Source organism: Streptomyces sp. NPDC087422 (assembly GCF_044744145.1).
GTDB lineage: Bacteria > Actinomycetota > Actinomycetes > Streptomycetales > Streptomycetaceae > Actinacidiphila.
This window is the reverse complement of the sequence record NZ_JBIUXT010000007.1, coordinates 168227-191039: the sequence shown is the minus strand read 5'-3', so window position 1 is coordinate 191039 and position 22813 is coordinate 168227. Positions and strand designations below refer to the sequence as shown.

19 protein-coding genes are annotated in these 22813 nt (G+C 70.3%); 9 read left to right on the top strand and 10 right to left on the bottom strand.

What is annotated here, in order from left to right:
* Positions 1 to 560: 560 nt before the first annotated feature.
* Complete coding sequence (locus ACIO6U_RS23350) at positions 561 to 1001, bottom strand: hypothetical protein (RefSeq protein WP_401721838.1); 441 nt, start codon at positions 999 to 1001, stop codon at positions 561 to 563.
* Between the two features lie 251 nt (positions 1002 to 1252).
* Here ACIO6U_RS23350 and ACIO6U_RS23345 point away from each other — a divergent pair, with 251 nt between their 5' ends.
* The 3 genes from ACIO6U_RS23345 to ACIO6U_RS23335 all read left to right on the top strand — a co-directional run bounded on the left by ACIO6U_RS23345 (position 1253) and on the right by ACIO6U_RS23335 (position 4229).
* The gene (locus ACIO6U_RS23345) at positions 1253 to 2206 is read left to right on the top strand and encodes an ABC transporter ATP-binding protein (protein WP_401722251.1); all 954 of its coding nucleotides are present in this window, start codon (positions 1253 to 1255) and stop codon (positions 2204 to 2206) included.
* Positions 2203 to 2943, top strand: coding sequence for an ABC transporter permease (locus ACIO6U_RS23340; protein WP_355348229.1), 741 nt, complete (start codon positions 2203 to 2205; stop codon positions 2941 to 2943). The genes ACIO6U_RS23345 and ACIO6U_RS23340 overlap by 4 nt, the downstream gene beginning before the upstream one ends.
* A 134-nt stretch (positions 2944 to 3077) precedes the next feature.
* A complete protein-coding gene (locus tag ACIO6U_RS23335; protein WP_401722249.1) occupies positions 3078 to 4229 on the top strand; it encodes a sensor histidine kinase in 1152 nt (383 codons plus the stop codon).
* 16 nt (positions 4230 to 4245) lie between these two features.
* On the opposite strand, the gene ACIO6U_RS23330 is transcribed toward ACIO6U_RS23335, so the two are convergent.
* The 4 genes from ACIO6U_RS23330 to ACIO6U_RS23315 all read right to left on the bottom strand — a co-directional run bounded on the left by ACIO6U_RS23330 (position 4246) and on the right by ACIO6U_RS23315 (position 8226).
* On the bottom strand, positions 4246 to 6567 hold the full coding sequence (locus ACIO6U_RS23330) for a hypothetical protein (RefSeq protein WP_401721835.1): 2322 nt from the start codon (positions 6565 to 6567) through the stop codon (positions 4246 to 4248).
* A gap of 153 nt (positions 6568 to 6720) precedes the next feature.
* Positions 6721 to 7080 (bottom strand): DUF6113 family protein, encoded by a 360-nt coding sequence (locus ACIO6U_RS23325; RefSeq protein WP_317453004.1) that lies wholly within the window; start codon positions 7078 to 7080, stop codon positions 6721 to 6723.
* Positions 7077 to 7964 carry an N-acetyl-1-D-myo-inositol-2-amino-2-deoxy-alpha-D-glucopyranoside deacetylase gene (gene mshB, locus ACIO6U_RS23320; RefSeq protein ID WP_355348239.1) on the bottom strand — a complete coding sequence of 296 codons (888 nt, stop codon included), beginning with the start codon at positions 7962 to 7964 and terminating at the stop codon, positions 7077 to 7079. The genes ACIO6U_RS23325 and mshB overlap by 4 nt, the downstream gene beginning before the upstream one ends.
* A gap of 67 nt (positions 7965 to 8031) precedes the next feature.
* Positions 8032 to 8226 (bottom strand): hypothetical protein, encoded by a 195-nt coding sequence (locus tag ACIO6U_RS23315; RefSeq protein ID WP_355348242.1) that lies wholly within the window; start codon positions 8224 to 8226, stop codon positions 8032 to 8034.
* Positions 8227 to 8475: 249 nt separating this feature from the next.
* On the opposite strand from ACIO6U_RS23315, the gene ACIO6U_RS23310 reads away from it, so the two are divergent.
* Entirely contained in the window at positions 8476 to 10626 is a 2151-nt protein-coding gene (locus ACIO6U_RS23310; protein ID WP_355348245.1) for a prolyl oligopeptidase family serine peptidase, read from the top strand.
* A 19-nt stretch (positions 10627 to 10645) separates the two neighbouring features.
* Here ACIO6U_RS23310 and ACIO6U_RS23305 read toward each other — a convergent pair whose 3' ends face one another.
* Entirely contained in the window at positions 10646 to 11992 is a 1347-nt protein-coding gene (locus ACIO6U_RS23305; protein ID WP_401721830.1) for a hypothetical protein, read from the bottom strand.
* Positions 11993 to 12435: 443 nt separating this feature from the next.
* Here ACIO6U_RS23305 and ACIO6U_RS23300 point away from each other — a divergent pair, with 443 nt between their 5' ends.
* The 5 genes from ACIO6U_RS23300 to ACIO6U_RS23280 all read left to right on the top strand — a co-directional run bounded on the left by ACIO6U_RS23300 (position 12436) and on the right by ACIO6U_RS23280 (position 18681).
* A complete protein-coding gene (locus ACIO6U_RS23300) occupies positions 12436 to 13470 on the top strand; it encodes an ABC transporter permease (RefSeq protein ID WP_355348251.1) in 1035 nt (344 codons plus the stop codon).
* Between the two features lie 104 nt (positions 13471 to 13574).
* Positions 13575 to 15371: an ABC transporter substrate-binding protein gene (locus ACIO6U_RS23295; protein WP_355348254.1), complete on the top strand. Its 1797-nt coding sequence runs from the start codon at positions 13575 to 13577 to the stop codon at positions 15369 to 15371.
* A 99-nt stretch (positions 15372 to 15470) separates the two neighbouring features.
* Positions 15471 to 16448, top strand: coding sequence for an ABC transporter permease (locus ACIO6U_RS23290; RefSeq protein WP_355348256.1), 978 nt, complete (start codon positions 15471 to 15473; stop codon positions 16446 to 16448).
* A gap of 10 nt (positions 16449 to 16458) precedes the next feature.
* Positions 16459 to 17520, top strand: a complete 1062-nt coding sequence (locus tag ACIO6U_RS23285) for an oligopeptide/dipeptide ABC transporter ATP-binding protein (RefSeq protein ID WP_391049281.1) — start codon at positions 16459 to 16461, stop codon at positions 17518 to 17520.
* A 27-nt stretch (positions 17521 to 17547) separates the two neighbouring features.
* The gene (locus tag ACIO6U_RS23280) at positions 17548 to 18681 is read left to right on the top strand and encodes a dipeptide ABC transporter ATP-binding protein (protein WP_391049279.1); all 1134 of its coding nucleotides are present in this window, start codon (positions 17548 to 17550) and stop codon (positions 18679 to 18681) included.
* A 120-nt stretch (positions 18682 to 18801) separates the two neighbouring features.
* Here ACIO6U_RS23280 and ACIO6U_RS23275 read toward each other — a convergent pair whose 3' ends face one another.
* The 4 genes from ACIO6U_RS23275 to ACIO6U_RS23260 are packed head-to-tail and all read right to left on the bottom strand — an operon-like array spanning position 18802 to position 22801.
* Positions 18802 to 19854 carry an ABC transporter ATP-binding protein gene (locus ACIO6U_RS23275; protein WP_401722247.1) on the bottom strand — a complete coding sequence of 351 codons (1053 nt, stop codon included), beginning with the start codon at positions 19852 to 19854 and terminating at the stop codon, positions 18802 to 18804.
* Between the two features lie 10 nt (positions 19855 to 19864).
* Positions 19865 to 20890, bottom strand: a complete 1026-nt coding sequence (locus ACIO6U_RS23270) for an ABC transporter ATP-binding protein (protein ID WP_355348260.1) — start codon at positions 20888 to 20890, stop codon at positions 19865 to 19867.
* A gap of 11 nt (positions 20891 to 20901) precedes the next feature.
* A complete protein-coding gene (locus tag ACIO6U_RS23265) occupies positions 20902 to 21885 on the bottom strand; it encodes an ABC transporter permease (protein ID WP_355348263.1) in 984 nt (327 codons plus the stop codon).
* Entirely contained in the window at positions 21878 to 22801 is a 924-nt protein-coding gene (locus ACIO6U_RS23260) for an ABC transporter permease (protein ID WP_355348266.1), read from the bottom strand. Before ACIO6U_RS23260 ends, ACIO6U_RS23265 begins: the two co-directional genes overlap by 8 nt.
* Positions 22802 to 22813: the final 12 nt, after the last annotated feature.

Below are 22813 nucleotides of genomic sequence, written 5' to 3'. Positions count from 1 at the left end.
CACCACGGTTCCCCGCCCGGTCGCCCGCCCCCCCTTCCAGGGCCCGCCCCCCAGCCCGCTCCCTCACCAGGCCGGTGGGCCGATTCTTTCTGGGGGCGCGCCCCCGAGACGGTCCCTCTGCCAGGGCGGCTGGCCGATCTTTTCAGGGGCGCGGCCCCGTGCGGTCCTTCCGCCAAGGCGGCTGGCCGATCTTTTCAGGGGCGCGGCCCCGAGGCGGTCCTCCTGCCAGGGCGGCTGGCCGATCTTTTGAGGGGCGCGGGGAACTGCGCGGCCCGCCCCCACCGGGCTGTCAGCCCGAAAACAAGAGCATCTGCCCCGCTGGGGCCGGTTCTTCAGCCGCGTCACCGCGCGGGCTGAGCGCGCAGTTCCCCGCGCCCCTTCGGGGCCCGACCCGCCGTGCGAACACCGCGCCACCGTCGTGGCGGGCCGCGCAGTTCCCCGCGCCCCTAAAAACACGTGGCTGACCCCCGGCAGAAGAACCGCCCCAGGGCGCGCGCCCTGAAAAGATCGGTCTACCGCCCAGGTTGAGAGGCCGCCCGGGGGGCGGGGTCGCGGCGGGGTTAGCCGAGGGCTTCGGTGAAGCTGGCGGCGCCCATGGCAGAGGTGACGGTGGCACGGTATTTGGGGCAGGAGCCCAAAGCGGCAGCGTCAAGATCGGCGGCGGTGCGCGGCTTCTGATCGGGGTGCTGCTCGATCCAGTTGGCGAGGTCGATGGCGAAGAACGCCTTGGCGCCCGCGGGGGCGCCGGAGTCCTTGATGCGGGGCCCTTCCTTGGCGAGGAAGGCGCAGAAGGTCGGCCCGTCGACCGGATTGGCACCGCCGGAGCCACCGGTGGCGGAGGCGGAGGCTGAGGCGGACGGAGAGGCGGCAGAAGCGCTGCCGGTGGCCTTGCCCGACCCCGTGGCGGACGGCCTGGAACCCCCCGAGCCCCCGCCGCAGGCGGCCAGCAGGAGCGCTCCGGCCACCGCGACCCCGGCCGTCGGCACCGTACGTCTGATCACACGTCTCGTAGCGGAACGCGTCACGTCGACTCCCCCCAGGAAGGCGCCACGGCGGCGCCCGGTGGCCGGACCGTACCGAGCGCGGAGGCCCGGCGTCCCATCCCCGGCACGGATGGTTACAGCGTGAGGACCCGGCGGTGACAGCCGGACCCGGACGCGGACCGCCGTATGACATCTGTCATGGGGAAGACACGACTCGCGGCACTGCACGGGCGAGGGGCGGGCGGGCGAAGCTTGGTGGCATGAGCGCGATGGGGATGACGACCGCGAACGGGCCGGGGGCCGCCGTCAAGGGCGAGCCCGTGGTCGCCTTCAGCGATGTGAACAAGAGCTTCGGGCCGGTGCGGGCCGTCGCGGAGCTGAGCCTGACGCTGCACCCGGGCGAGACGGTGGCCCTGCTGGGCCCGAACGGCGCGGGGAAGTCGACCGCGCTCGACCTGATGCTGGGGCTGCGGAACGCGGACAGCGGGAGCGTGCGGCTGTTCGGCACGACCCCGGCGCAGGCCATCGCGGCGGGCCGGGTGGGCGCGATGCTCCAGAGCGGCGGCCTGATGGAGGAAGTGACCGTACGGGAGCTGGTGAGCCTGGCGTGCGACCTGCACCCGAAGGCGTACCCGGTGGACGAGGTGCTGGCCGGCGCCGACATCGCCGACATCGCCGACCGCAAGGTCAACAAGCTCTCCGGCGGTCAGGAGCAGCGCGTACGGTTCGCGCTCGCGACGGCCGGGGCGAACGACCTGATCGTGCTGGACGAGCCGACGGTCGGCATGGACGTCAGCGCGCGGCAGGCGTTCTGGGCCACGATGCGCGGCCAGGTGGAGCAGGGCAGGACCGTGCTGTTCGCCACCCACTACCTGGAGGAGGCGGACGCCATCGCGGACCGGGTCCTGGTGCTGCACCGGGGGCGGCTGATCGCCGACGGGACGGCCGCGGAGATCAAGGCGCGGGCGGGCGCCCGCCGGATCACCTTCGACCTGGACGGCACGCCGGACGAGCGGGCGCTCGGCGCGCTGCCGCACATCGTCGGCCTCGACATCACCGGCCCGACCGTCCGCATCCGCTCCGACGACGCGGACGCCACGACGCACGCCGTGTACGCGCTCGGCCTGTACCCGCGCAATCTGGAGGTCTCGGGCCTCGGCCTGGAGCAGGCCTTCCTCGCCATCACCGACGCAGCGTCCGCCGAGGAGGCGGAGAACCGATGAAGACCCTGGTCAGACTGGAGATCGTCCGCACCCTGCGGAACCGCAAGTTCATGTTCTTCTCGGTGCTCTACCCGGGCCTGCTCTTCCTGATCATCACGGCGGGCGCCGACAGGACGAAGAAGATCGACGGCCTGAATCTCACGCTGGTCGCGTACTACATGGTCGCGATGGCGGCGTTCGGCGCGATGACGGCGGTGCTGATGGGCAACGCCGAGCGGATCGCGCGGGAGCGCGAGAAGGGCTGGGTGCGGCAGTTGCGGCTGACCGCGCTGCCCGGCCGCGGCTACGTCACCGCGAAGATCGCCTCCGCCGCGACCGTCAGCCTGCCGTCGATCCTGATCGTGCTGATCCTCGGCGCGACCGTGAAGAACGTCCGGCTCGACGCCTGGCAGTGGATCGCGATCCTGGGCGCGACCTGGGCGGGCAGCATGGTCTTCGCGGCGCTCGGCGTCGCCATCGGATACGTGGCCACGGCCGACGTCGCCCGGCCGGTCTCGATGCTCGCCTACTTCGTCCTGGCGATGCTCGGCGGTCTGTGGGTGCCGATCACCACCTTCCCGCACTGGCTCCGGACGACGGCCGACTACCTGCCGGGACGGCCGTACGCGGCGCTCGGCCAGTCCATCGAGTTCGGCAACGCGCCGCACGCCCGTGACATCGCCGTCCTCGCCTTCTACCTGCTGCTCTTCGCGGGTACGGCCGCCTGGCTGTACCGCAAGGACACGCAGAAGGCGTGACGCGGATGGCGAAGGAGGAGCAGGCGCGGCGGGCACAGGCACGGGCGCGGGACCGGGCGGAGGAGCAGGCGCGGGCGCGGGACCGGCCCTGGCCGCCGTGGCGGCAGGCGGTGGAGGACGCGGACACCACCGCCATGGGCCGCGCCCCCGAGACCCGCGGCCAGGCGTTGGTCAAGCTGATGTGGATCGGCATCTGGCTGCTCTACCTCGGCTCCCCCGTCAGCGACCTGGCCGACGGCCACCACGGCGCCCTGGTCACCGTCGTCGCCGGCTGCGGCCTGCTCGTCTTCGTCGTCTCCTACCTCGCCGTCGTCTTCCTGCGCACCAACACCGCGTACATGCAGGAGCGTTGGGTGTACGGGGTGCTCGCCGCCCAGCTCGCGCTCGCCTTCACGCTGTCCGCGACGCTCGGCAAGGACTGGCTGGTGATGTTCGTCTACGTGGCTGTCGCCTGCGGGGCGTCGCTGCCGGGCACGCAGTCCCGGTGGGCGATTCCCGCGGTCACGGCGGCACTCGCCGGGGTCGGCGCCTGGGTCGACAGCAGCGGCGACCTCTACCCGGCACTGGTCATCCCGGCCCTGCTCGGCGGCTTCGCGATGGTGGGCGTGCGGCAACTCGTCCGGACCATGCGGGAGTTGCGCGAGGCGCGGGAGACGGTGGCGCATCTGGCCGCCACCGAGGAGCGGTTGCGGCTCGCCCGTGACCTGCACGACCTGCTCGGGCACTCGCTGTCCCTGATCACGCTCAAGAGCGAACTGGCCGGGCGGATGCTGCCGGACCGGCCGCAGGACGCGGCGCGGCAGGTCGCCGACATCGAGAAGGTCAGCAGGCAGGCGCTGGTCGACGTACGGGAGGCGGTCAGCGGCTACCGCCGCCCGACGCTGGCCACCGAACTGGCCTCCGCGCGCTCCGCGTTGGCCTCCGCCGGGATCGCCGCGCGCGTCCACCAGCCGGACCGGCTGCCCGGTCTCGCGCCGGACGGCGAGGGCGCCCTGGCCTGGGCGCTGCGCGAGGCGGTGACCAATGTCGTCCGCCACAGCGGCGCCCTCACCTGCGTGATCGCCCTGGGCACCAGTGCGGACGGCGCCGCCGCCACCCTCACCGTCTCCGACGACGGCCGCGGCCCCGCTCCCCACCACACCCCGGGCAACGGCCTCAACGGCCTGACCGAGCGCCTCATCCTGGCCGGCGGCACCCTGCGCACAGCGCCCTCGGGCGACGGCGGCTTCCGCCTGACGGCGACGGTGCCGGTCGGCGCCGACGAGACGAGTCCGACCGGCGTCTGAGAACCCTGGGGCCGTCTCAGCCCGCCACGTTCGGCAGGGTCACATCGCGCTTGGCGCCCGTCGCGTCCAGCGCGGGCAGCAGGGCGTCCGCGACGTCCTGCGGGGTGACGGCCCTGGTGGAGCCGTCCTTCGCCTTGAGCTTGACGGGGTCGAACGTGCCGCCGTAGAGCCCCTTGAGGACCGCGAGGTCGATGTGCGGCTGAAGCTTGCCGTCCGCGTCCGGCACCATCGTCAGGAACTTCGGAATCGACTTCATCGGCCCGAACTTGATGGACTTCAGGCCCGCCCGGACGACGACGAAGTCGGACATGGCCCGCTTGCCGAACCCGTTGACGGCGGCGTCCAGTTCGGCCTGGGTGACCTTCGGCGGGGTGGTCGTGACCGGCAGCGCGATGGCCGGGTTGGAGCCGGTCTCGGCGCGCGTACGGTACGCGGCGGCGACCTTGGCCGCGGCGGCGTTCACGTCGAAGGACTGGCCGGACGTGCCCGCCACCGGGACGGCCTTGCCGTCGGCGAAGCGGACCATGCCGTCGGAGCCCGAACCGCTCTGGCCCGCCAGTGACTTGAGCGCGACCCGCAGTTTGTCCTCGTCGACGACTATGACCGGGTCGGCGACGCGGCTGCCGCCGAAGAGCGAGCCGACGACGGAGACCGGGTTGTAGTCGGAGTGCGCGACCCCCCGGACCGTCGCGTCGGTGTCGACCGACAGGCCCGCCACCGACGGCTTGAGGCTCAACTTGCGGTCGCCGATGGTCAGTTCGAGCGGTGCGGTCTTGCGGTCACCGAGCGCGGTGTCCAGCATCTTGACCGCGTCGCCCTTGTTCTGGTTGCCGATGTCGACGCCCACCACGGTGGTGCCCTTCGGCACGTCGCCGTGGGTCATCAGCAGTCCGGCGCCGTACGCGAGCACCGCGATGGTGCACACCCCGACGCCCAGCAGGGCCACCTTGGAGCGGCCCTTCTTCTTCGCGGGCGGACGCGGCGCGGCGGGCGCGGGCTGCGCCGCGCGCGGCTCGGCGACGACGGGGGCGGGCACGGGACCGGCGCCGGGGCCGCCCGGCACGGGCGCGGCGGGACCCGGCGCACGCGGCGTGCGCGCTCCCGGACCTCCGGGCTGCACGGCCGGAATACCGCTGACCAACGTGTCGTCCGACAGCCGTCCGCCCGGGCCGTCCGGCACGAAGGGCGGCCGGAAGCCGCCGCTGGTGTCCTCGGGACCGAGCCCGTCGCCGGGAGGCGTCGGGGCGCGGAAGCCGCCACTGGTGTCCTCGGGGCCGGGTCCGTCGCCGGGCGTCGGCGGGCGGAAGGCGGAGGGGGCGGACCGGCCGCGCTGGTCGGCGGCGGGCGGCACCTGCATGTGGCCGGTCACCGGGCCGGTGGTCGGCCCCGCGGGCGGCTGGTACTCAGGGAAGGGGCTGTTGGGCCCGTCGGCGGGCGGCGCGTAGGGGGCCGCGGCGGCCTGGGCGCCGTACGGGGTGCTCAGCGGATCGGGACCCTGCCCCTGGCTCTGGCTCTGTCCCTGACCCTGGCTCTGGTCCTCGGGACGGCCGTACGGGTCGGGTCCGGGGAAGGTGCCCGCGGGCCGCGGCACTCCGGGCGGGAACGCGTCGATGCCGTACGGCGGCTCCGGCTGCGGCTCCGTACCGAATTCCGGGCCGAACTCCCCGGCGAAGAGCGACGGGACACCGGCGGCCGGGGTGTCGTGCGGGCCGCGCGCGGAAGGGTCGCCGCCCTGCGGGGTGCCGACCGGCGGCGGGAGGTACGGCGTGGACGCCGTACCGGGCGCGGCGGCCGACGACGGGTACGGGCTCGAACCGGTACGGGAGTCGGCGCCCGCACCGGAGCCCGCACCGGCACCGGCAGCAGGACCGGCGCCCGTACCGGAACCCGCGCCGGAGGCGGGAGCGGAGCCAGGACCCGGCTGCCCGGCCTGGGACTTGCGCGGCGCGAACCAGTCGCTGGTCTTCTCCGGCTGCGGCTCCGGCTCGCCCGACGCCTCGGCGGCGGCCGGTTCCGCGGCGGGCGCGGGCTCGGGCGCGGGCGGCTCGGGCGCCGGGTTGTTCTCGTCGACCGGCTTGCGGACCACGACCGGCGGGATCGGGCGCGAACCGGGGATGTTGATCCGGATGCGCGTCGTCAGCGTCGTCTCGGTCTTCGGCTCGTCGGCCGGCGGCGGTTCGGGCGCGGCGGCCGGCTCGGGCGTACCGCCCGGTCGCGGACGCTCCTGCGGGTGCAGCGAAGGAAACGGGCGCGAGCCGTACGGCGGAGTGCCCGAGGGGTACGCGGCACCGCCGCGGCCCTGCGGCCCGGACGACGAACTGTCAGTTTCACGACTCAAAGCAGGCTCTCCCGGTTAGCTTCGCCACCCGTCACGGTTCTCCGCGGGCGGCTCGCCGGCGCGCACCACCATACCGACCGGCGTGTAACGACGACTCTGGTCCGGCGGAACGCTCGGTCTCAGCCAACCACGAGCCCGCCCCCGCCCGCCAAGTCAGGCGGTATTCGGCCCGGATGGGGGCAGTTGGGGCAGGGTGGCGCAGATCACGCCCGCCATGGCCCCGCCGAGCAGGTACACATACGGTCCGAGTCCGGCCGCGAACAGGAAGTCACCTTCGGGGCGGGTGGTGCTCAGCAGCATCACGCACACCAGCCAGACCCCGGCGGGCACGACCGCGCCGAGCCGGGTGCGGGTGAGCGTCACCCCGCCGTAGAAGACCGCCACGCAGCCCGCGAGGCCCAGCAGCAGCCCGCCGGGGAACCAGCCCGCCTGGACGAGCGCCCCGGCCGCCGCGACCAGCGCTCCGAGCACACCGAGGACGACGTACGCGACCACGCGCAGCGGCTGGCTCACCGCGCACCGCCGTCGGAGTCGGGACCGCCCTCGGCGGGGAAGAGGTCGTCGCCGCGGCCCTCGGTCAGGGCCTCGCCGCGCACCTGCCGGTAGTGCTCGGTGGCGAAGAACGGCTGGCCGAGGTCGTTGGAGAGCGCGAAGAAGGGGCCGTCCACGGCGATCTGGCTGGCGTGCGCGCGCATCGCGGCCGTCTTGTGCCCGGTGTAGTCGGCGCCGTCGACGGTGACGGTGACGAGGTCGTCGTCGACGACACCCGGCACGTCGTCCACGGAGGCGATCCCGCCGAAGGGGAAGTCCTTGCCCGCCGCCGCCAGCCGCGCGAAGCCCGCCTCGACGATCGAGCGCGGGGTGCAGATCTCGTAGACCCGCGCGATCCGGTGGCCCCGCTCGGCGGCCAGTTCGTAGCCGCGCAGCGCGACCCGGTGCGCCTGGATGTGGTCGGGGTGGCCGTAGCCGCCGTTGCTGTCGTACGTGACCAGCACCTGCGGGCGGGTGTCGAGGATCACCTCGGCCAGGTGTCCCGCCGCCTCGTCCAGGTCGGCCTGCCAGAAGCAGTCCTCGCGGTCGTTCTGGGAGACGCCCATCATCCCGGAGTCGCGGTAGCGGCCCGCGCCGCCGAGGAAGCGGTGGTCGGTGACGCCCAGCTCGGCCATCGCGGCCGCGAGTTCACCGATGCGGTACTCGCCGAGGGTGTCGTCGCGGTCGGCGGCCAGGTGCGCCAGCTCGGGCGGGATCACCTCGCCCTCTTCACCGAGGGTGCAGGTGACCAGGGTGACAAGGGCGCCCTCTGCCGCGTACTTGGCCATGGTCGCGCCGTTGTTGATCGTCTCGTCGTCCGGGTGGGCGTGGACGAGCAGCAGACGCCGCGCGGGAAGATCGGTCATGAGGGAAGCCTACGGCTCCCCGGCGTACCGCTCTTCCCCGCAGCTCACCGAGCCCGGCACGGGCCGCTCAGAACTTGATGTCCGAGATCATCCCCGCAACGTTGTTGGTGAGGTCTGTGATCTGTGGCGCCCAGGTTGAACTCGCCAGGTAGAAACCGAGCAACGTACAGGCGATCGCGTGCCCGGCTTTGAGCCCGGAACGGCGGATCAACAGGACGACGACGATCAGCAGCAGCAGCACCGCCGAAATCGAGAGTGCCACAGCGGCTCACCTCCCAGTACGCAGGGTCATGTCAGTTGCCACATGCTTATTACCCACCCACGGCTACTGATCATAACTTTCCGTGCCACCGCATATGTCGGGGCACGGAAGCACATGGGGGCGCATGACCAGATCCAGCCACCGGGCGCGGTCCTCGCGGTGGTGCTCCGGCGCAGGTGGGGAGGTACGGCGGCGGCCGGTCCCCGGGAAGAACGGCGAGTGTCGGACGTACGGCCTAGTGTCACGGATATGACGCAGCTCTCATTCCCCCGACAGCACGCCCGTACGCAGCGGTTCACCCTCGGCGCGCCGCGCTCCTTCACCGTGTCGCCCGACGGCGGCCGGGTGGTGTTCCTCAGATCCCGCGCAGGGGACGACCCGTCACATCTGCTGTGGGTCCGTGACCTGCGGGAAGAAGGGGCGGGCGAGGGCGCGGGCACGGAGTACGCGGCGGCCGACCCCGCGGCGCTGCTCGGCGGCGGCCAGGAGGAGCTGTCGGCGGCCGAGCGGGCGCGCAGGGAGCGCAGCCGGGAGGGCTCCGCGGGCGTCGTGGGCTACGCGGTGGACGACACGGTGTCGCTGGCCGCCTTCGCGCTCTCCGGGCGGCTGTTCACCGCCGGGCTGCTGCCGGGGGCCGCGGGGGCACGGGAGTTGACGGTGCCGGGTCCCGTGGTCGATCCGCGGCCCTCGCCGGACGGCCGGTGGGTGGCGTACGCCTCGGGCGGCGCGCTGCGGGTCGTGGCGGCCTCGGGCGCGGACGACAGGGCGCTGGCGGAGCCGGACGGCGAGTCGGTGTTCTGGGGGCTGGCGGAGTTCATCGCCGCCGAGGAGATGTCGCGCAGCCGCGGCTTCTGGTGGGCGCCGGACAGCTCCGCGGTGCTCGCCGCGCGGGTGGACGAGTCACCGGTCGGCCGCTGGTGGATCTCCGACCCGGCGCACCCCGAGCGCCCGCCGGCCGAGGTGGCCTACCCGGCCGCCGGTACGGACAACGCGGTGGTGACGCTCGCGCTGCTCGGCCTGGACGGCTCCCGGGTGGACGTGGAGTGGGACCGGGAGCGCTACCCGTACCTGGCGGCCGTCCACTGGTCGGCGGCCGGTCCGCCGGTCCTGCTGGTGCAGGCCCGCGACCAGCGCGAACAGCTCTACCTGAACGTGGACATCGCGACCGGTACGACGCGGACGCTGCGCACGGAGGAAGATCGAATTTGGCTGGATCTCTTCCCCGGCGTCCCCGCCACCACGTCCGACGGCACCTTGGTGCGGATCGCCGACGAGGGCGACGTACGGGTGCTGATGGTCGGCGACCGGGCGCTGACCGGTCCCGAGTCGCATGTGCGGGCGGTGCTGGACGTCGGCGACGAGGACGTGCTGATCGCCGCGTCGGCGGGCGCCGCCGCCGCCGAGCCGGAGATCGGCGAGCTGCATGTGCTGCGGGTGAGCGAGCGGGGCGTGGAGCGCGTCTCGACCGAGCCCGGCGTGCACACCGCGACGCGCTCGGGGCGGGTGACGGTGCTGCACTCGGCGACGCCGGACCGTCCGGGGCGCACGGCGCGGGTGCTGCGCGACGGCGAGCAGATCGCGGAGATCGCCTCGTACGCGCAGACGCCGTCGCTGACCGCCAGGGCGCGGCTGACCGAGGCGGGCGAGGACCGCATCCCGGCCGCCGTCCTGCTGCCGAGCGGATACACCGAGGGCGACGGGCCGTTGCCGGTGCTGCTCGACCCGTACGGTGGCCCGCACGGCCAGCGGGTGCAGGCGGCGCACAACGCGCATGTGGTCTCGCAGTGGTTCGCCGACCAGGGCTTCGCGGTGATCGTCGCGGACGGCCGCGGCACCCCGGGGCGCTCCCCCGGCTGGGAGAAGGCCATGGCGGACAAGCTGATCGAGGTGTCGCTGACCGACCAGATCGCCGCGCTGCACGCGCTGGCGGGGACGTATCCGCTGGATCTGGGCCGGGTGGCCATTCGCGGCTGGTCGTTCGGCGGCACGCTGGCCGCCGCGGCGGTGCTGCGCCGTCCGGACGTCTTCCACGCGGGCGTCTCGGGCGCGCCGTTGACCGACCAGTGGCTCTACGACACGCACTACACCGAGCGTTACCTGGGGCAGCCCGGCGAGCGGCCGGGCGTGTACGAGGCGAATTCGGTGGTCACGCGGGACGGCATCACCGAACTCGCCGAGCCCGCCAGGCCGTTGATGATCATCCACGGCCTGGCCGACGACAACGTGATGGTGGCCAACAGCCTGCGGCTGTCCACCGCCCTGCTCGCCGCGGGCCGCCCGCACGAGGTGCTGCCGCTGTCCGGCATCACGCACATGACGCCGCAGGAGCAGGTCGCGGAGAATCTGCTGCTGCTCCAAGTGGACTTCCTGAAGCGGTCCCTGGGCCTGGACAAGAGCTGAGGTCCAGCCGCGCGGGTGATCAGCGTCCGTCGCCGCCCGGCTCCCGCGGGAAGCCGGGCGGGGGCGGCGGGTAGCCCGGCGGGGACTGCGGCGGAAACTGCGGCGGCGGGCCGAACCCCCCGCCCGCGGGCGGCTGTTGAGGCGGCTGGGAATAAGGGGACGCGTGGGGCGGCTGACCCCAGCCGCCGGAAGCGGGCGCGGAGCCCGGCGCCGAACCCGGTGCCGAGCCCGGCGTTGACCCCGGCGCGGATGCGGGCACGGACCCCGGCGCCGCGCCGTACCCCTGCGGCGGCGGACCCCAGCCGGGCACCGGCCGCGGGCCGTCCGTACTCCTGCCGGGCACCGCCAGCAGCAGGAGCACCACCAGCCCCACCGCCAACTCGACCACCAGGAAGACCTGCTGACTCTTCTGATACAGCGGCAGGTGGTCGAACTCGAACAGCTGGTGGTAGCTGTGCCAGTTGTCCAGCGCGACGACGCAGAAGACGACCGCCGCGAAGCCGAAGGCGACGCCGAGCGCCCTGGAAGCCGCCGACTTCGCGAAGGCGACCCAGGCGACGAGCAGCGCGAACACGACCCGCAGCCAGCCCGCGTAGGCGACCGGCATGCCGAGCAGCGTGGTCAGCGTGCCCTCGCCGGTCAGCAGGTGCCGGTAGAAGTGCGGCGGAAAGTCGTTGGCCGTCGTGTACTTGTGCGTCTCGAAGATCTGCCAGCCGGCCCCCTCGATCGCGAGCAGCACCAGCAGCACCCCCGCGGCCACCGCCGCTCCGCGCCGCGGCCCCACCGGCGCGGCGCCGGGCCCGCTCGACGGCGCGGTGTCCGACGGCGCACCGCTCAGCGGCACATCCCCGACCGGCGCGCCGCCTCGCACCGGGCGCCTGCCCGCGAGGCCGATGACCACGAGCGCGATCCCGCCGAGCGTGAAGGCGACCGCGGTGGCCAGCGCCCGGGTGTGCATCTGCGCCCCGGCGGTCCAGTCCGACTGGAAGATCCACAGACCGGGCAACCGATATCCGAACGCGAAGACCCCGGCGGTCACGAAGGCCCACCCGGCGGCGGGCCGCGCGGACCACACCAGGGCGCCGAGCAGGACCACGAGCAGTACGCCGTCCAGCGCCGCGGTGGCCAGCAAAGCGTGCTGGTAGACGGCGTGGTCGAGGCCGAGCCAGGCCCAGAGCGTGTCGTGGAATCCGACGTGCTTGATGTCGCGGACCGTCCAGGCGATCTCCACCGCGACGAGAACCGCGCAGATCAGCGCCCCCGCGATCCGCGCTCCCGGCGCGAGTGTCCGCGGTCCGACCGGACCGGGCGGCGTGAAGCCGGACCCCTGCCCGTACGGCGACTGCTGCTGCATACCCTGCTGCATGGCCTTCTCCCCCATGGCCCAGTGTTCCCTCAGATATACCCGTGCCACTTGGGGTAGGAACAGTCGGTTCGCGAACCAGGAGGAGACTGCGGGGAGTTGACGAGCGGCCGGCCGGGGTCGCTCGCGACGCCCGGCCGGCCTACGGCACCCGCACGGCCGTACGTTGTTCAGACTGCTACGTCCGTATATCGGAGTTGCGACGGCTAAGTTGCACGCATGTTAACGCGCTTCGCCTGGATATATCCGAAATGCCCGATGTTTTGGATCACTGTCAAGCACGTACGGAGGACGATCTGCAAAATCTTCGCTCAAGATGCCAAACAACAAGCTTTCTTCCCTCCTTCCCCCCTTGACTGAAGGTTGATTCCATTGCGAAAGTCCGCTCAACCCGCGACGCACAACCCCGTCGCGTCGACCAGACTCCTGCTGCGGGGGCAATCGCGATGACGAGTTCCACATCGACCACGGTCACCGAGCCGATCGGTGACCCCGGCGACCCCGGGAAGGAGGGGGCAGCGGCCACGAAGGTGGACCCCGAGTTGGTCGGGCGGTCACCGGGCCAGCTCATGTGGCGGCGGTTCAGGCGCGACCGAACCGGTGTCATATCGGCCTATGTGGTCCTGTTCTTCTTCGCGATAGCGATCTTCGCTCCCTTGATCGCCAAGCTGTACGGCAAGAACCCGTACACTCTCTACGGGCAGAACAGTCCGGACCTGCTCAACGAGTTCGGCTACCCGGTCGCGCCCAACGGCGGTATCAGCAGCCACTTCTGGTTCGGCATCGAACCCACGCTGGGCCGCGACGTCTTCACCCAGCTCCTCTACGGCATCCGCACCTCGCTGGCGATCAGCATCGCGGTGACGATCATCGTCACCATCACCGCGATCATCCTCGGTGTGGTCGCCGGATACATGGGCGGCAAGACGGACTACTTCATCGGCCGGATCAGCGACCTGCTGATGGCGTTCCCCGCCCAGCTCTTCTTCGTCGCTTTCATGCCCGTGGTCACCGCGCTTCTGGTGTCGCCGTCCGACGCGACCCCCACCTACATCCGCGTGATCGCGCTGATCGTGGTGCAGTGGTTCCTCGGCTGGATGGGTCTGGCCCGCTTGCTGCGCGGCCAGGTGCTCACGCTTCGGGAGCGTGAGTTCATCGAGGCCGCCCGGGTCACCGGCGCCTCGCCCTGGCGCATCGTCCGCCGGGAACTGCTGCCCAACCTGGTCACCCCGATCCTGGTGCAGAGCACGCTCATGCTGCCCGGGTTCGTGACCGCCGAGGCGGGCCTGTCCTTCCTCGGTGTCGGCCTCGTGGAGCCGACCCCCGACTGGGGACGGATGTTCGCCAGAGCCGGTGAGATCTACCAGAACGACCTCACCTACATGTTCTTCCCGGGTATCGCCATGGTGATCTTCATCGTCGCGTTCAACCTGCTCGGGGACTCGGTCCGGGACGCGTTCGATCCGAAGACCGCACGCTGAGGAAGCACAGCAACAGGGGGTGGCTGCCGCCCCTCTCACCAGGAGAGCCAGGCAGCTAACAGGTAACAACGAACAGGGGTGCATTCACCGCTATGAACCTTTCCATGCGTAGAACCCGGGCTGCGTTGGTGGCGGTCGCCGCCGGTGCGCTGGTTCTCACCGCTTGCAGCAGCGGCGGCGGGGGCGGCAAGGGCGAGAACAACGACGCCAAGCAGAAGCAGGACAAGAGCAAGACCCAGCTTCAGTCGCAGATCACCTTCGGTGACGCCGCGGCCTCCACCGGACCGGCGGAGCCCATCGCGGGCGCCGAGCAGGGCGGCACACTGCACGCCCTGGAGCGCGACAGCTACACGCACCTCGACCCGGGCCAGATCTACGTCAGCAACGAGGGCCAGCTCGCCACCCTGATCCACCGTGGTCTGACCACGTACAAGCTGGACAGCAAGGGCAACTACACCGTCGTCGGCGACCTCGCCACGGACAGCGGTGTGGAGTCCGACGGCGGCAAGACCTGGACCTTCAAGCTGAAGGACGGGATCAAGTTCCAGGACGGCACGCCGATCACGGCCACGGACATCCGCTGGACCGTTGAGCGGCTGTTCGCCCCGTTCGTCACCAACGGCCCGCAGTACCTGCAGCAGTGGCTGGCCAACACCAGCGGCTCGGACTTCCGCAAGCTGCTCCCGGAGGGCCCGTACAAGGGCAAGCACCTGCCGGACAGCCTGCTGTCGACGCCGGACGACAAGACCATCGTCTTCCACTTCCCGAACCCGGAGCCCGACGCTCCGTACCTGTTCGCGATGCCGGGCTACTCGGTGGTGGACCACGCGAAGGACACCAAGGAGAAGTACGACAAGGCGCCCGTCGCGTCCGGTCCGTACATGATCAAGACCTTCGACACCGGCAAGTCCATGACCCTGGTGAAGAACCCCGCCTGGGACCCGAAGACGGACGCGGCGCGTCACCAGTACGTCGACACGTACGACATCACGTTCAACCACCAGGCCGAGGACTCCACCAAGCGCCTGATGTCGGACTCCGGTGACAACCAGACCTCGCTGAGCTTCGCGAACGCGGTCGACCCGGACGACACCCCGACCGTGGTGGGCACCCCGTCGATCTACAAGCGCACGGTGGCCGGTTACCAGCCGTTCGTGGGTGAGATCAACTTCAACATGAACAAGATCAAGGACGTCAACATCCGCAAGGCGTTGGCGCTCGCGATCCCGACCAAGCCCGTGTGGCAGGCGCTCGGTGCCTCCTACGGCGCCGAGTACGCGGGCGGCTTCATCAGCCCGACCCTCGCCGGTTACCAGAAGGCCGACCCGCTGGGCAAGGTCGCCAAGCCCGACGGTGACCCGGTGGCGGCCAAGAAGCTGCTCACGGACGCCGGCAAGGTCGGCATGAAGATCACCTACGCGTACATCAACACCACCGCCGGCCAGCAGTACTCCCTGGCGATCGCCAACACGCTGACCCAGGCGGGCTTCAACGTCCAGCGCAAGGAACTGCCGTCGGACACGTACTACGACCTGATCGGCAAGGTCGACAACCCGTACGACATCTACGCCTCCGCGTGGGGTGCCGACTGGCCGTCGACCCTGACGGTGATCCCCCCGGTCTTCGACGGCCGGACGATCGCCGACCAGGCGCCGAACTACTCGCACGTGAACGACCCGCACATCAACTCCGAGATCGACCGCATCAAGAAGATCACGGACCCGAAGGAAGCGGCTGACGCCTGGTTCCAGCTCAACACCTACATCACCACCAAGGTGATCCCCGGTGTTCCGACTGTGTACTACAAGCAGCTCCAGATCTTCGGTTCGAAGGTGGGCGGCGTTGTCTACAACAACGTCACCTCGGGCATCGACCTGACGAAGCTGTACGTCAAGAAGTAAGCACCCTCGCGGCCTTCGGTGGGGCCGGGCAGCCGCCCGGCCCCACCTGGGGTGCGATCACCCGCCCACCGCCGCCGTCCTCTGAGAGCTGCGACCGCCATGCTTCGATTCCTCGTCCGCCGGACGCTCGGCGCTCTGGTCATTCTTTTGTTCATCAGCGCCTTCACGTTCTTCCTCTTCTTCGCCATTCCGCACGACCCCGCGCTCCTTTCCTGCGGCAAGAACTGCACGCCGCAGAACATCGCGCTGATCCACCACAACCTGGGTCTCGACCACCCGGTGCCGGTCCAGTACTGGAACTACATGGTGCGGATATTCACCGGCCACAGGTTCAGTGCCGGCAACTGCCCCGCGCCCTGCCTCGGTTACTCGTTCGCCACGAGTGAGCCGGTCTGGCCGACCCTGATGAACCGCCTGCCCACGACCATCTCGCTCGCCGCGGGCGGCACCGTGGTCTTCCTGCTCGTCGGTCTCGGCTCCGGCATGCTGGCCGCCTGGAAGCGCGGCACGTTCATCGACAAGATCTTCAGCTCCGCGTCGCTGGTTCTCAGCTCGATGCAGATCTACTTCCTCGGCCCGATCGTGCTGGCCCTGCTGGTCTACAACAACCAGATCCTGGATCAGCCCAAGTACGTGCCGTTCACGCAGAATCCGCTCTCCTGGTTCAACGGACTGCTCATCCCATGGTGTGTGCTGTCGGTGATCTTCACCGCCAACTACACGCGTATGTCGCGCTCGACGATGATCGAGCAGCTACAGGAAGAACATGTACGGACCGCGCGTGCCAAGGGCATGTCGTCGGCGTACGTCTTCTTCCGGTACGCCTGGCGTGGCTCGCTGATCCCCATCGTCACGATCCTCGGTATCGACCTCGGCTCGCTGTTCGGCGGCGCGATGATCACCGAGTACACCTTCCAGCTCGCCGGGCTCGGCCGACTGGCGATCGACTCCGTGATGAAGACGGACCTGCCCATGCTCATGGGCGTGATGCTCTTCAGCGCCACCTTGATCGTCCTGTTCAACATCATCGTGGACGCCGCCTACGCGTTCATCGACCCGCGCGTGCGACTGTCCTAGGAGAACGTCAGTGACCACCATGACCAAGCCCGAGGAGGGCACGCACAAGGGCGGGTCGGACTCGTTCTTGTCCGTACGCGACCTGTACGTCCACTTCTCCACCGAGGACGGCACCGTCAAGGCCGTCGACGGTCTCTCCTTCGACCTGGAGCGCGGCCAGACGCTCGGTATCGTCGGTGAGTCCGGCTCCGGCAAGTCGGTGACGAACCTGTCGATCCTCGGGCTGCACAATCCGGCGACCACCGAGATCGCCGGGGAGATCATCCTGGACGGCCAGGAGCTGACCGGTGCGAGCAACCGCACGCTGGAGCGGCTGCGCGGCAACAAGATGGCGATGATCTTCCAGGACCCGCTGACCGCCCTGTCGCCGTACTACACGGTCGGCCGGCAGATCGCGGAGCCGTACCGGAAGCACCTGGGCGCCAGCAAGCGCGAGGGCCGGGACCGGGCGATCGAGATGCTGGAGAAGGTCGGCATCCCGCAGCCCAAGCAGCGCGTGGACGACTACCCGCACCAGTTCTCCGGCGGTATGCGGCAGCGCGCGATGATCGCGATGTCGCTGGTGTGCAACCCCGATCTGCTGATCGCCGACGAGCCGACCACCGCGCTCGACGTGACCGTGCAGGCCCAGATCCTGGACCTGCTCAAGGACCTCCAGCAGGAGTTCGGGTCCGCGATCATCCTGATCACCCACGACCTCGGTGTGGTCTCCAAGGTCGCCGACGACCTGCTCGTGATGTACGCCGGGCGCGCCGTGGAGCGCGGTTCGGTGCGGGAGATCGTCAAGGAGCCGCAGCACCCGTACACCTGGGGTCTGCTCAGCTCGATGCCGCGCCTCAGCGGCAACGTCGACGACCCGCTGACGCCGATTCCGGGCGCTCCGCCGAGCCTGCTCAGGCCGCCGACCGGCTGCCCGTTCCACCCGCGCTGCGAGTTCCCCGCGCTGGTCGGCGGCGACACCTGCGTCACGTCGCGGCCCGACCTGCCGGCTGGTCGCGGTTCCGCGTGCCATCTGACCGCGGAACAGCGGCAGTCCGTATTCATCGAGAAGATTCAGCCCCGGCTGGGCTGACCGGTCACCAGGGGCAGGCATACCACCATGAGCAACGACACCAGCGCTACCGTGACCGAAACGGTCCCGGAACAGCGCGACAAAAGGCCCGTCGGCGAGAAGCTGCTGGAGGTCAAGGACCTCACCAAGCACTTCCCGATCTACGGCGGCTTTCCGTTCAGGCGCCAAGTGGGCGCCGTCAGGGCCGTGGACGGGGTGGACCTGGAGGTCCACGCCGGCGAGAGCTTCGGTCTGGTGGGCGAGTCGGGCTGCGGCAAGTCGACGACCGGCCGGCTGATCACCCGGCTGCTGGAGCCGACCGGGGGCAGCGTGCTGTACCGGGGCCAGGAGATCGCGCACTCCTCGCGCAAGGAGCTGGCGCCGATCAGGTCCGAGATCCAGATGATCTTCCAGGACCCCTACTCGTCGCTGAACCCGCGCCAGACGGTCGGCACCATCATCGGCGGCCCGATGGAGATCAACGGGATCAACCCGCCCGGCGGGCGCGAGAAGCACGTGCGCGAGCTGCTGGAGACCGTCGGTCTCAACCCGGAGCACTACAACCGCTTCCCGCACGAGTTCTCCGGCGGTCAGCGGCAGCGCATCGGCGTGGCACGGGCGCTGGCCCTCAAGCCGAAGCTGATCGTGGCGGACGAGCCGGTGTCGGCGCTCGACGTGTCGATCCAGGCCCAGGTCGTCAACCTCCTGCAGAAGGTGCAGGAGGAGATGGGCATCGCGTTCCTGTTCATCGCGCACGACCTGGCGATCGTGCGGCACTTCTCGCAGCGCGTCGCGGTGATGTACCTGGGCAAGGTCGTGGAGGTCGGCGACCGCGACTCGATCTACCTGCGCCCGCGCCACCCGTACACCCACGCGCTGCTGTCCGCGGTGCCCGAGGTGGACGTGGACCACGCGGACGACCGCGAGCGGATCCGGCTGGCCGGTGACGTGCCGTCGCCGATCAACCCGCCGTCCGGCTGCCGCTTCCGCACCCGGTGCTGGAAGGCGCAGGACAAGTGCGCGACGGACGAACCGCCGCTGGTCCAGATCGACGGGAACACGGACGGGCACCTGACGGCCTGTCACTTCCCCGAAGAGCCGACGATCGCGGCGCGGGACGAGGACATCGTCCTCGACCCCGCGCTGGCCGCGATCGAGGAGGCGGCTGACAAGACCCTTTGACCCGGGCTCAGTTCAGCCTCCGCTCGGAAACGGTCCGTACCCGGACACCCCAGCACCACCCGGGTACGGACCGTCTCGCGTTGCCGACGCCCGTCACACGCTCCCGGCCGCGGCGCGCGCTCAGTCGTTCGGGACGACCTGCTTCTCCTCCGCGAAGTGGCACGCCGAGTCGTGCTCGGCCGGGCCCGCCGTGCCGCGGAAGGCCGGGGGGATCGCCAGCAGCGGCTCCTCCAGGGTGCAGCGCTCCTGGGCCTTCCAGCAGCGGGTGCGGAAGCGGCAGCCGGAGGGCGGGTTGGCCGGGGAGGGCACGTCGCCGGAGAGGATGATCCGCTCGCGGTGCTCGCGGGCGGCCGGGTCCGGGACCGGGACGGCGGAGAGCAGGGCCTGGGTGTACGGGTGCGTGGGGTGCTCGTAGATCGCCTCGTCGCCGCCGATCTCGACGATCTTGCCGAGGTACATCACGCCGACGCGGTCGGAGATGTGCCGGACGATCGACAGGTCGTGCGCGATGAACATGTAGGAGAGGTTGAACTCCTTCTGGAGATTGCCCATCAGGTTGATGACCTGGGCCTGCACCGACACGTCGAGCGCGGAGACCGGCTCGTCGGCCACGATGATCTCGGGGCGCAGCGCCAACCCCCGTGCGATGCCGATGCGTTGCCGCTGGCCGCCGGAGAACTGGTGCGGATAGCGGTTGATGTACTCGGGGTTGAGGCCGACGACGTCGAGCAGGTCCTGTACGCGCTTGCGCCGGTCGCCCTTGGGCGCGACCTCGGGGTGGATCTCGTACGGCTCACCGATGATGTCGCCGACCGTCATACGCGGGTTGAGCGAGGTGTACGGGTCCTGGAACACCATCTGGATGTTGCGCCGGACGGCCTTCAGGGCCCGCCCCGACAGCTTGGTGATGTCGTCGCCCTTGTACAGGATGCGTCCGGCCGTGGGCACTTCGAGGTTCATCAGCAGCCGGGCGACGGTCGACTTGCCGCAGCCGGACTCGCCGACGATGCCCAGCGTCTCGCCGGGGAAGAGGTCGAAGGAGACACCGTCGACGGCCTTGACCGCGCCGATCTGCTTCTTGAACACGATGCCCTGGGTCAGCGGGAAGTGCTTGACCAGGTCGCGTACTTCGAGGATCGGCTCGTGCGCCGCCTTGACCGGGTCCTTGTGCATGACGGGCTGTTCACTCACCGAGCGTCTCCTTCCAGAAGTGGCAGGCGCTCGCCCGGTCGGGGCTCACCTTCGCCAGCGGGGGCACATCGGTGCGGCAGATGTCCTGGGCCATCGGGCAGCGCGGGTTGAAGGCGCAACCGGGCGGAATGTGCAGCAGGTTGGGCGGCAGCCCCTTGATCGCGTACAGCTCCTGGCCCTTCTGGTCCAGCCGCGGGATCGACTGCAACAGGCCCTTGGTGTACGGGTGGGCGGGCCGCTTGTAGATCTCGTGGACCGGCGAGGTCTCCACGATCCGGCCCGCGTACATCACGGCGATCTTGTCGGCCACGTCGGCGACGACGCCCAGGTCGTGGGTGATGAGGATCAGGCCCATGTTGAACTCCCGCTGGAGTTCGGCCAGCAGATCCATCACCTGAGCCTGCACCGTCACGTCGAGCGCGGTCGTCGGCTCGTCGGCGATGATCAGCGCGGGTTCCAGGGCCATCGCCATGGCGATCATCACGCGCTGCCGCATACCGCCGGAGAACTGGTGCGGGTACTGCTTGACGCGTTCGGCGGCGGCGGGGATGCGGACCCGTTCCATCAGCTCGACGGCCTTGATCCGCGAGTCCTTCTTCGACATGCCCTGGTGGGTGGTGAACATCTCGCCGAGCTGTTCCCCCACGGTGAGCACGGGGTTGAGCGAGGACAGCGCGTCCTGGAAGACCATCGCCATCTTCGCGCCGCGGACCTTGCGCCGCTCCTCGCCGACCATCGTCAGCAGGTTCTTGCCCTGGAAGACGATCTCGCCCTTGGTGATGAAGCCGGGCGGCGAGTCGAGGATGCCCATGATGGCCTGCGCGGTCACGGACTTGCCGGAGCCGGACTCGCCGAGCACGGCCAGCGTCTCGCCCTCGGCCACCGAGTACGTGACGCCGTTGACCGCCTTGGCGACCCCGTCCCTGGTACGGAATTCGACGTGCAGATCGTGGACGTCCAGCAGGTTGCCGCTGGGCGGGGCGCTGGTGTGTTCTGCGGCCAGGTACTCGGTGCTCATGTACGGGCTCCTCAGCGCAGCTTGGGGTCGAGGGCGTCGCGCACCGCGTCGCCGAGCATGATGAAGGCCAGCACGGTGATGCTCAGCGCGCCCGCGGGCCACAGCAGCATGTGCGGCGCGTTGCGGATCTGCGAGGACGCGTCGGAGATGTCGATGCCCCAGGAGACGGTGGGCGGTTTGAGGCCCACGCCGAGGTAGGACAAGGTCGCCTCCAGCGCGATGTACGTACCCAGCGCGATGGTGCCGACGACGATGACCGGCGCGACGGCGTTGGGCGTGATGTGCCGCAGCAGGATGCGGGAGTTGCCCGCGCCAAGCGCCCGCGCGGCCTGCACGTAGTCGTTCTCCCGCGAGGTGATCACCGAGCCGCGGGCGATACGGGCGATCTGCGGCCAGCCGAGCAGCACCATGAAGCCGATGACCGGCCAGACGGTGCTGTTGGTGACCACGGACAGGAAGACCAGGCCGCCGAGGATGACCGGGATGCCGAAGAAGATGTCGCTGATCCGGGAGAGGACCGCGTCCCACCAGCCGCCGAAGAACCCGGCGAGGCCGCCGAGGACGCTGCCGAGGAGGACCACGCCCAGGGTCGCGCAGACGCCGACGGTGACCGAGGCGCGAGCGCCGTAGACCACGCGCGTGTAGACGTCGCGGCCCTGCTGGTCGTAGCCGAAGGGGTGGCCGGGGCTCGCGCCCTGCTGGGCCTTGGACAGGTCGGCCTTCAGCGGGTCCTGGGTGGCGATCAGTCCGGGCCAGATCGAGATGATCACCAGGAAGAGGATGATCAGCGCGGCGATGATGAAGATGGGGTTGCGCCGCAGGTCGCGCCAGGCGTCCGACCACAGGCTGCGCGGCTTCTCCGCGGGGTCGCCGCCGTCGGGCCCCGGCCCCTTCTCCAGTGACCCGGCCTCCTCCGCCGCCAGGTCGAAGCCGCCGCCACCGCCCGCGGCCGAGACGGACTGGCCGGGGTCGAGCGGGTTGCTCTGTTCAGGCATAACGAATCCTCGGGTCCAGGACCGCGTACAGCAGGTCGACTAGCAGATTCGCCAGCAGGAAGACCAGCACCAGGATCGTGACGAAGCCGACCACCGTCGGCGAGTTGTTGCGCAGGATGCCCTGGTAGAGCTGGAAGCCGACGCCGTGGATGTTGAAGATGCGCTCGGTGACGATCGCGCCGCCCATCAGGCCGCCGATGTCGGTGCCGATGAAGGTGACCACCGGGATCAGCGAGTTGCGCAGCAGGTGCCGGAAGATCACCTTGCGGCGTGGCAGGCCCTTGGCGACGGCGGTGCGCAGATAGTCGGCGCGGGTGTTCTCGGCGATCGAGGTACGGGTCAGCCGGGTGACGTACGCGAGCGAGACCAGGGCGAGGACCAGGCCCGGCAGGATCAGTTCGTTGAACGGGGCGCTGGGCGAGACCGAGGGGCTGACCCAGCCGAGCTTCACGCCGAACAGGTACTGGAGCACGTAGCCGGTCACGAACGTGGGCACCGAGATGACGACCAGGGTCATCAGCAGCACCCCGGTGTCGATCGGCTTGCCGCGCCGCATGCCGGTGATCACGCCGAGCAGGATGCCGATGATGATCTCGAAGATGATGGCGACGATGGTGAGCCGGATGGTGACCGGGAAGGCGCTGCCCATCAGGGAGGTGACGGACTGCCCGTTGAAGGCGGTGCCGAAGTCGCCGCGGAAGATGTTCCCCATGTAGAGCAGGTACTGCTTCCACAGCGGGTCGTTCAGGTGCAGGTCCGAGCGGATCTGGGCAGCGGTGGCGGGGTCCGGTGCGCGGTCGCCGAAGAGCGCGGCGACGGGGTCGCCGAGCGCGTAGACCATGAGGAAGATCAGGAATGTGCTGCCGATGAACACCGGGATCATCTGGAGCAGCCGCCGGATCACATAGCGTCCCATGCGGTGCCTTCC

What these genes read in the sequence shown, in the direction of transcription:
- ACIO6U_RS23345 (WP_401722251.1), top strand. Translation starts at nt 1,253, where the DNA reads ATGGGGATGACGACCGCGAACGGGCCGGGGGCCGCCGTCAAGGGCGAG.
- ACIO6U_RS23300 (WP_355348251.1), top strand. Translation starts at nt 12,436, where the DNA reads ATGACGAGTTCCACATCGACCACGGTCACCGAGCCGATCGGTGACCCC.
- ACIO6U_RS23340 (WP_355348229.1), top strand. Translation starts at nt 2,203, where the DNA reads ATGAAGACCCTGGTCAGACTGGAGATCGTCCGCACCCTGCGGAACCGC.
- mshB (WP_355348239.1), bottom strand. Translation starts at nt 7,964, where the DNA reads ATGACCGATCTTCCCGCGCGGCGTCTGCTGCTCGTCCACGCCCACCCG.
- ACIO6U_RS23310 (WP_355348245.1), top strand. Translation starts at nt 8,476, where the DNA reads ATGACGCAGCTCTCATTCCCCCGACAGCACGCCCGTACGCAGCGGTTC.
- ACIO6U_RS23305 (WP_401721830.1), bottom strand. Translation starts at nt 11,992, where the DNA reads ATGCAGCAGGGTATGCAGCAGCAGTCGCCGTACGGGCAGGGGTCCGGC.
- ACIO6U_RS23335 (WP_401722249.1), top strand. Translation starts at nt 3,078, where the DNA reads ATGGGCCGCGCCCCCGAGACCCGCGGCCAGGCGTTGGTCAAGCTGATG.
- ACIO6U_RS23265 (WP_355348263.1), bottom strand. Translation starts at nt 21,885, where the DNA reads ATGCCTGAACAGAGCAACCCGCTCGACCCCGGCCAGTCCGTCTCGGCC.
- ACIO6U_RS23290 (WP_355348256.1), top strand. Translation starts at nt 15,471, where the DNA reads ATGCTTCGATTCCTCGTCCGCCGGACGCTCGGCGCTCTGGTCATTCTT.
- ACIO6U_RS23270 (WP_355348260.1), bottom strand. Translation starts at nt 20,890, where the DNA reads ATGAGCACCGAGTACCTGGCCGCAGAACACACCAGCGCCCCGCCCAGC.
- ACIO6U_RS23280 (WP_391049279.1), top strand. Translation starts at nt 17,548, where the DNA reads ATGAGCAACGACACCAGCGCTACCGTGACCGAAACGGTCCCGGAACAG.
- ACIO6U_RS23260 (WP_355348266.1), bottom strand. Translation starts at nt 22,801, where the DNA reads ATGGGACGCTATGTGATCCGGCGGCTGCTCCAGATGATCCCGGTGTTC.
- ACIO6U_RS23275 (WP_401722247.1), bottom strand. Translation starts at nt 19,854, where the DNA reads ATGCACAAGGACCCGGTCAAGGCGGCGCACGAGCCGATCCTCGAAGTA.
- ACIO6U_RS23295 (WP_355348254.1), top strand. Translation starts at nt 13,575, where the DNA reads ATGCGTAGAACCCGGGCTGCGTTGGTGGCGGTCGCCGCCGGTGCGCTG.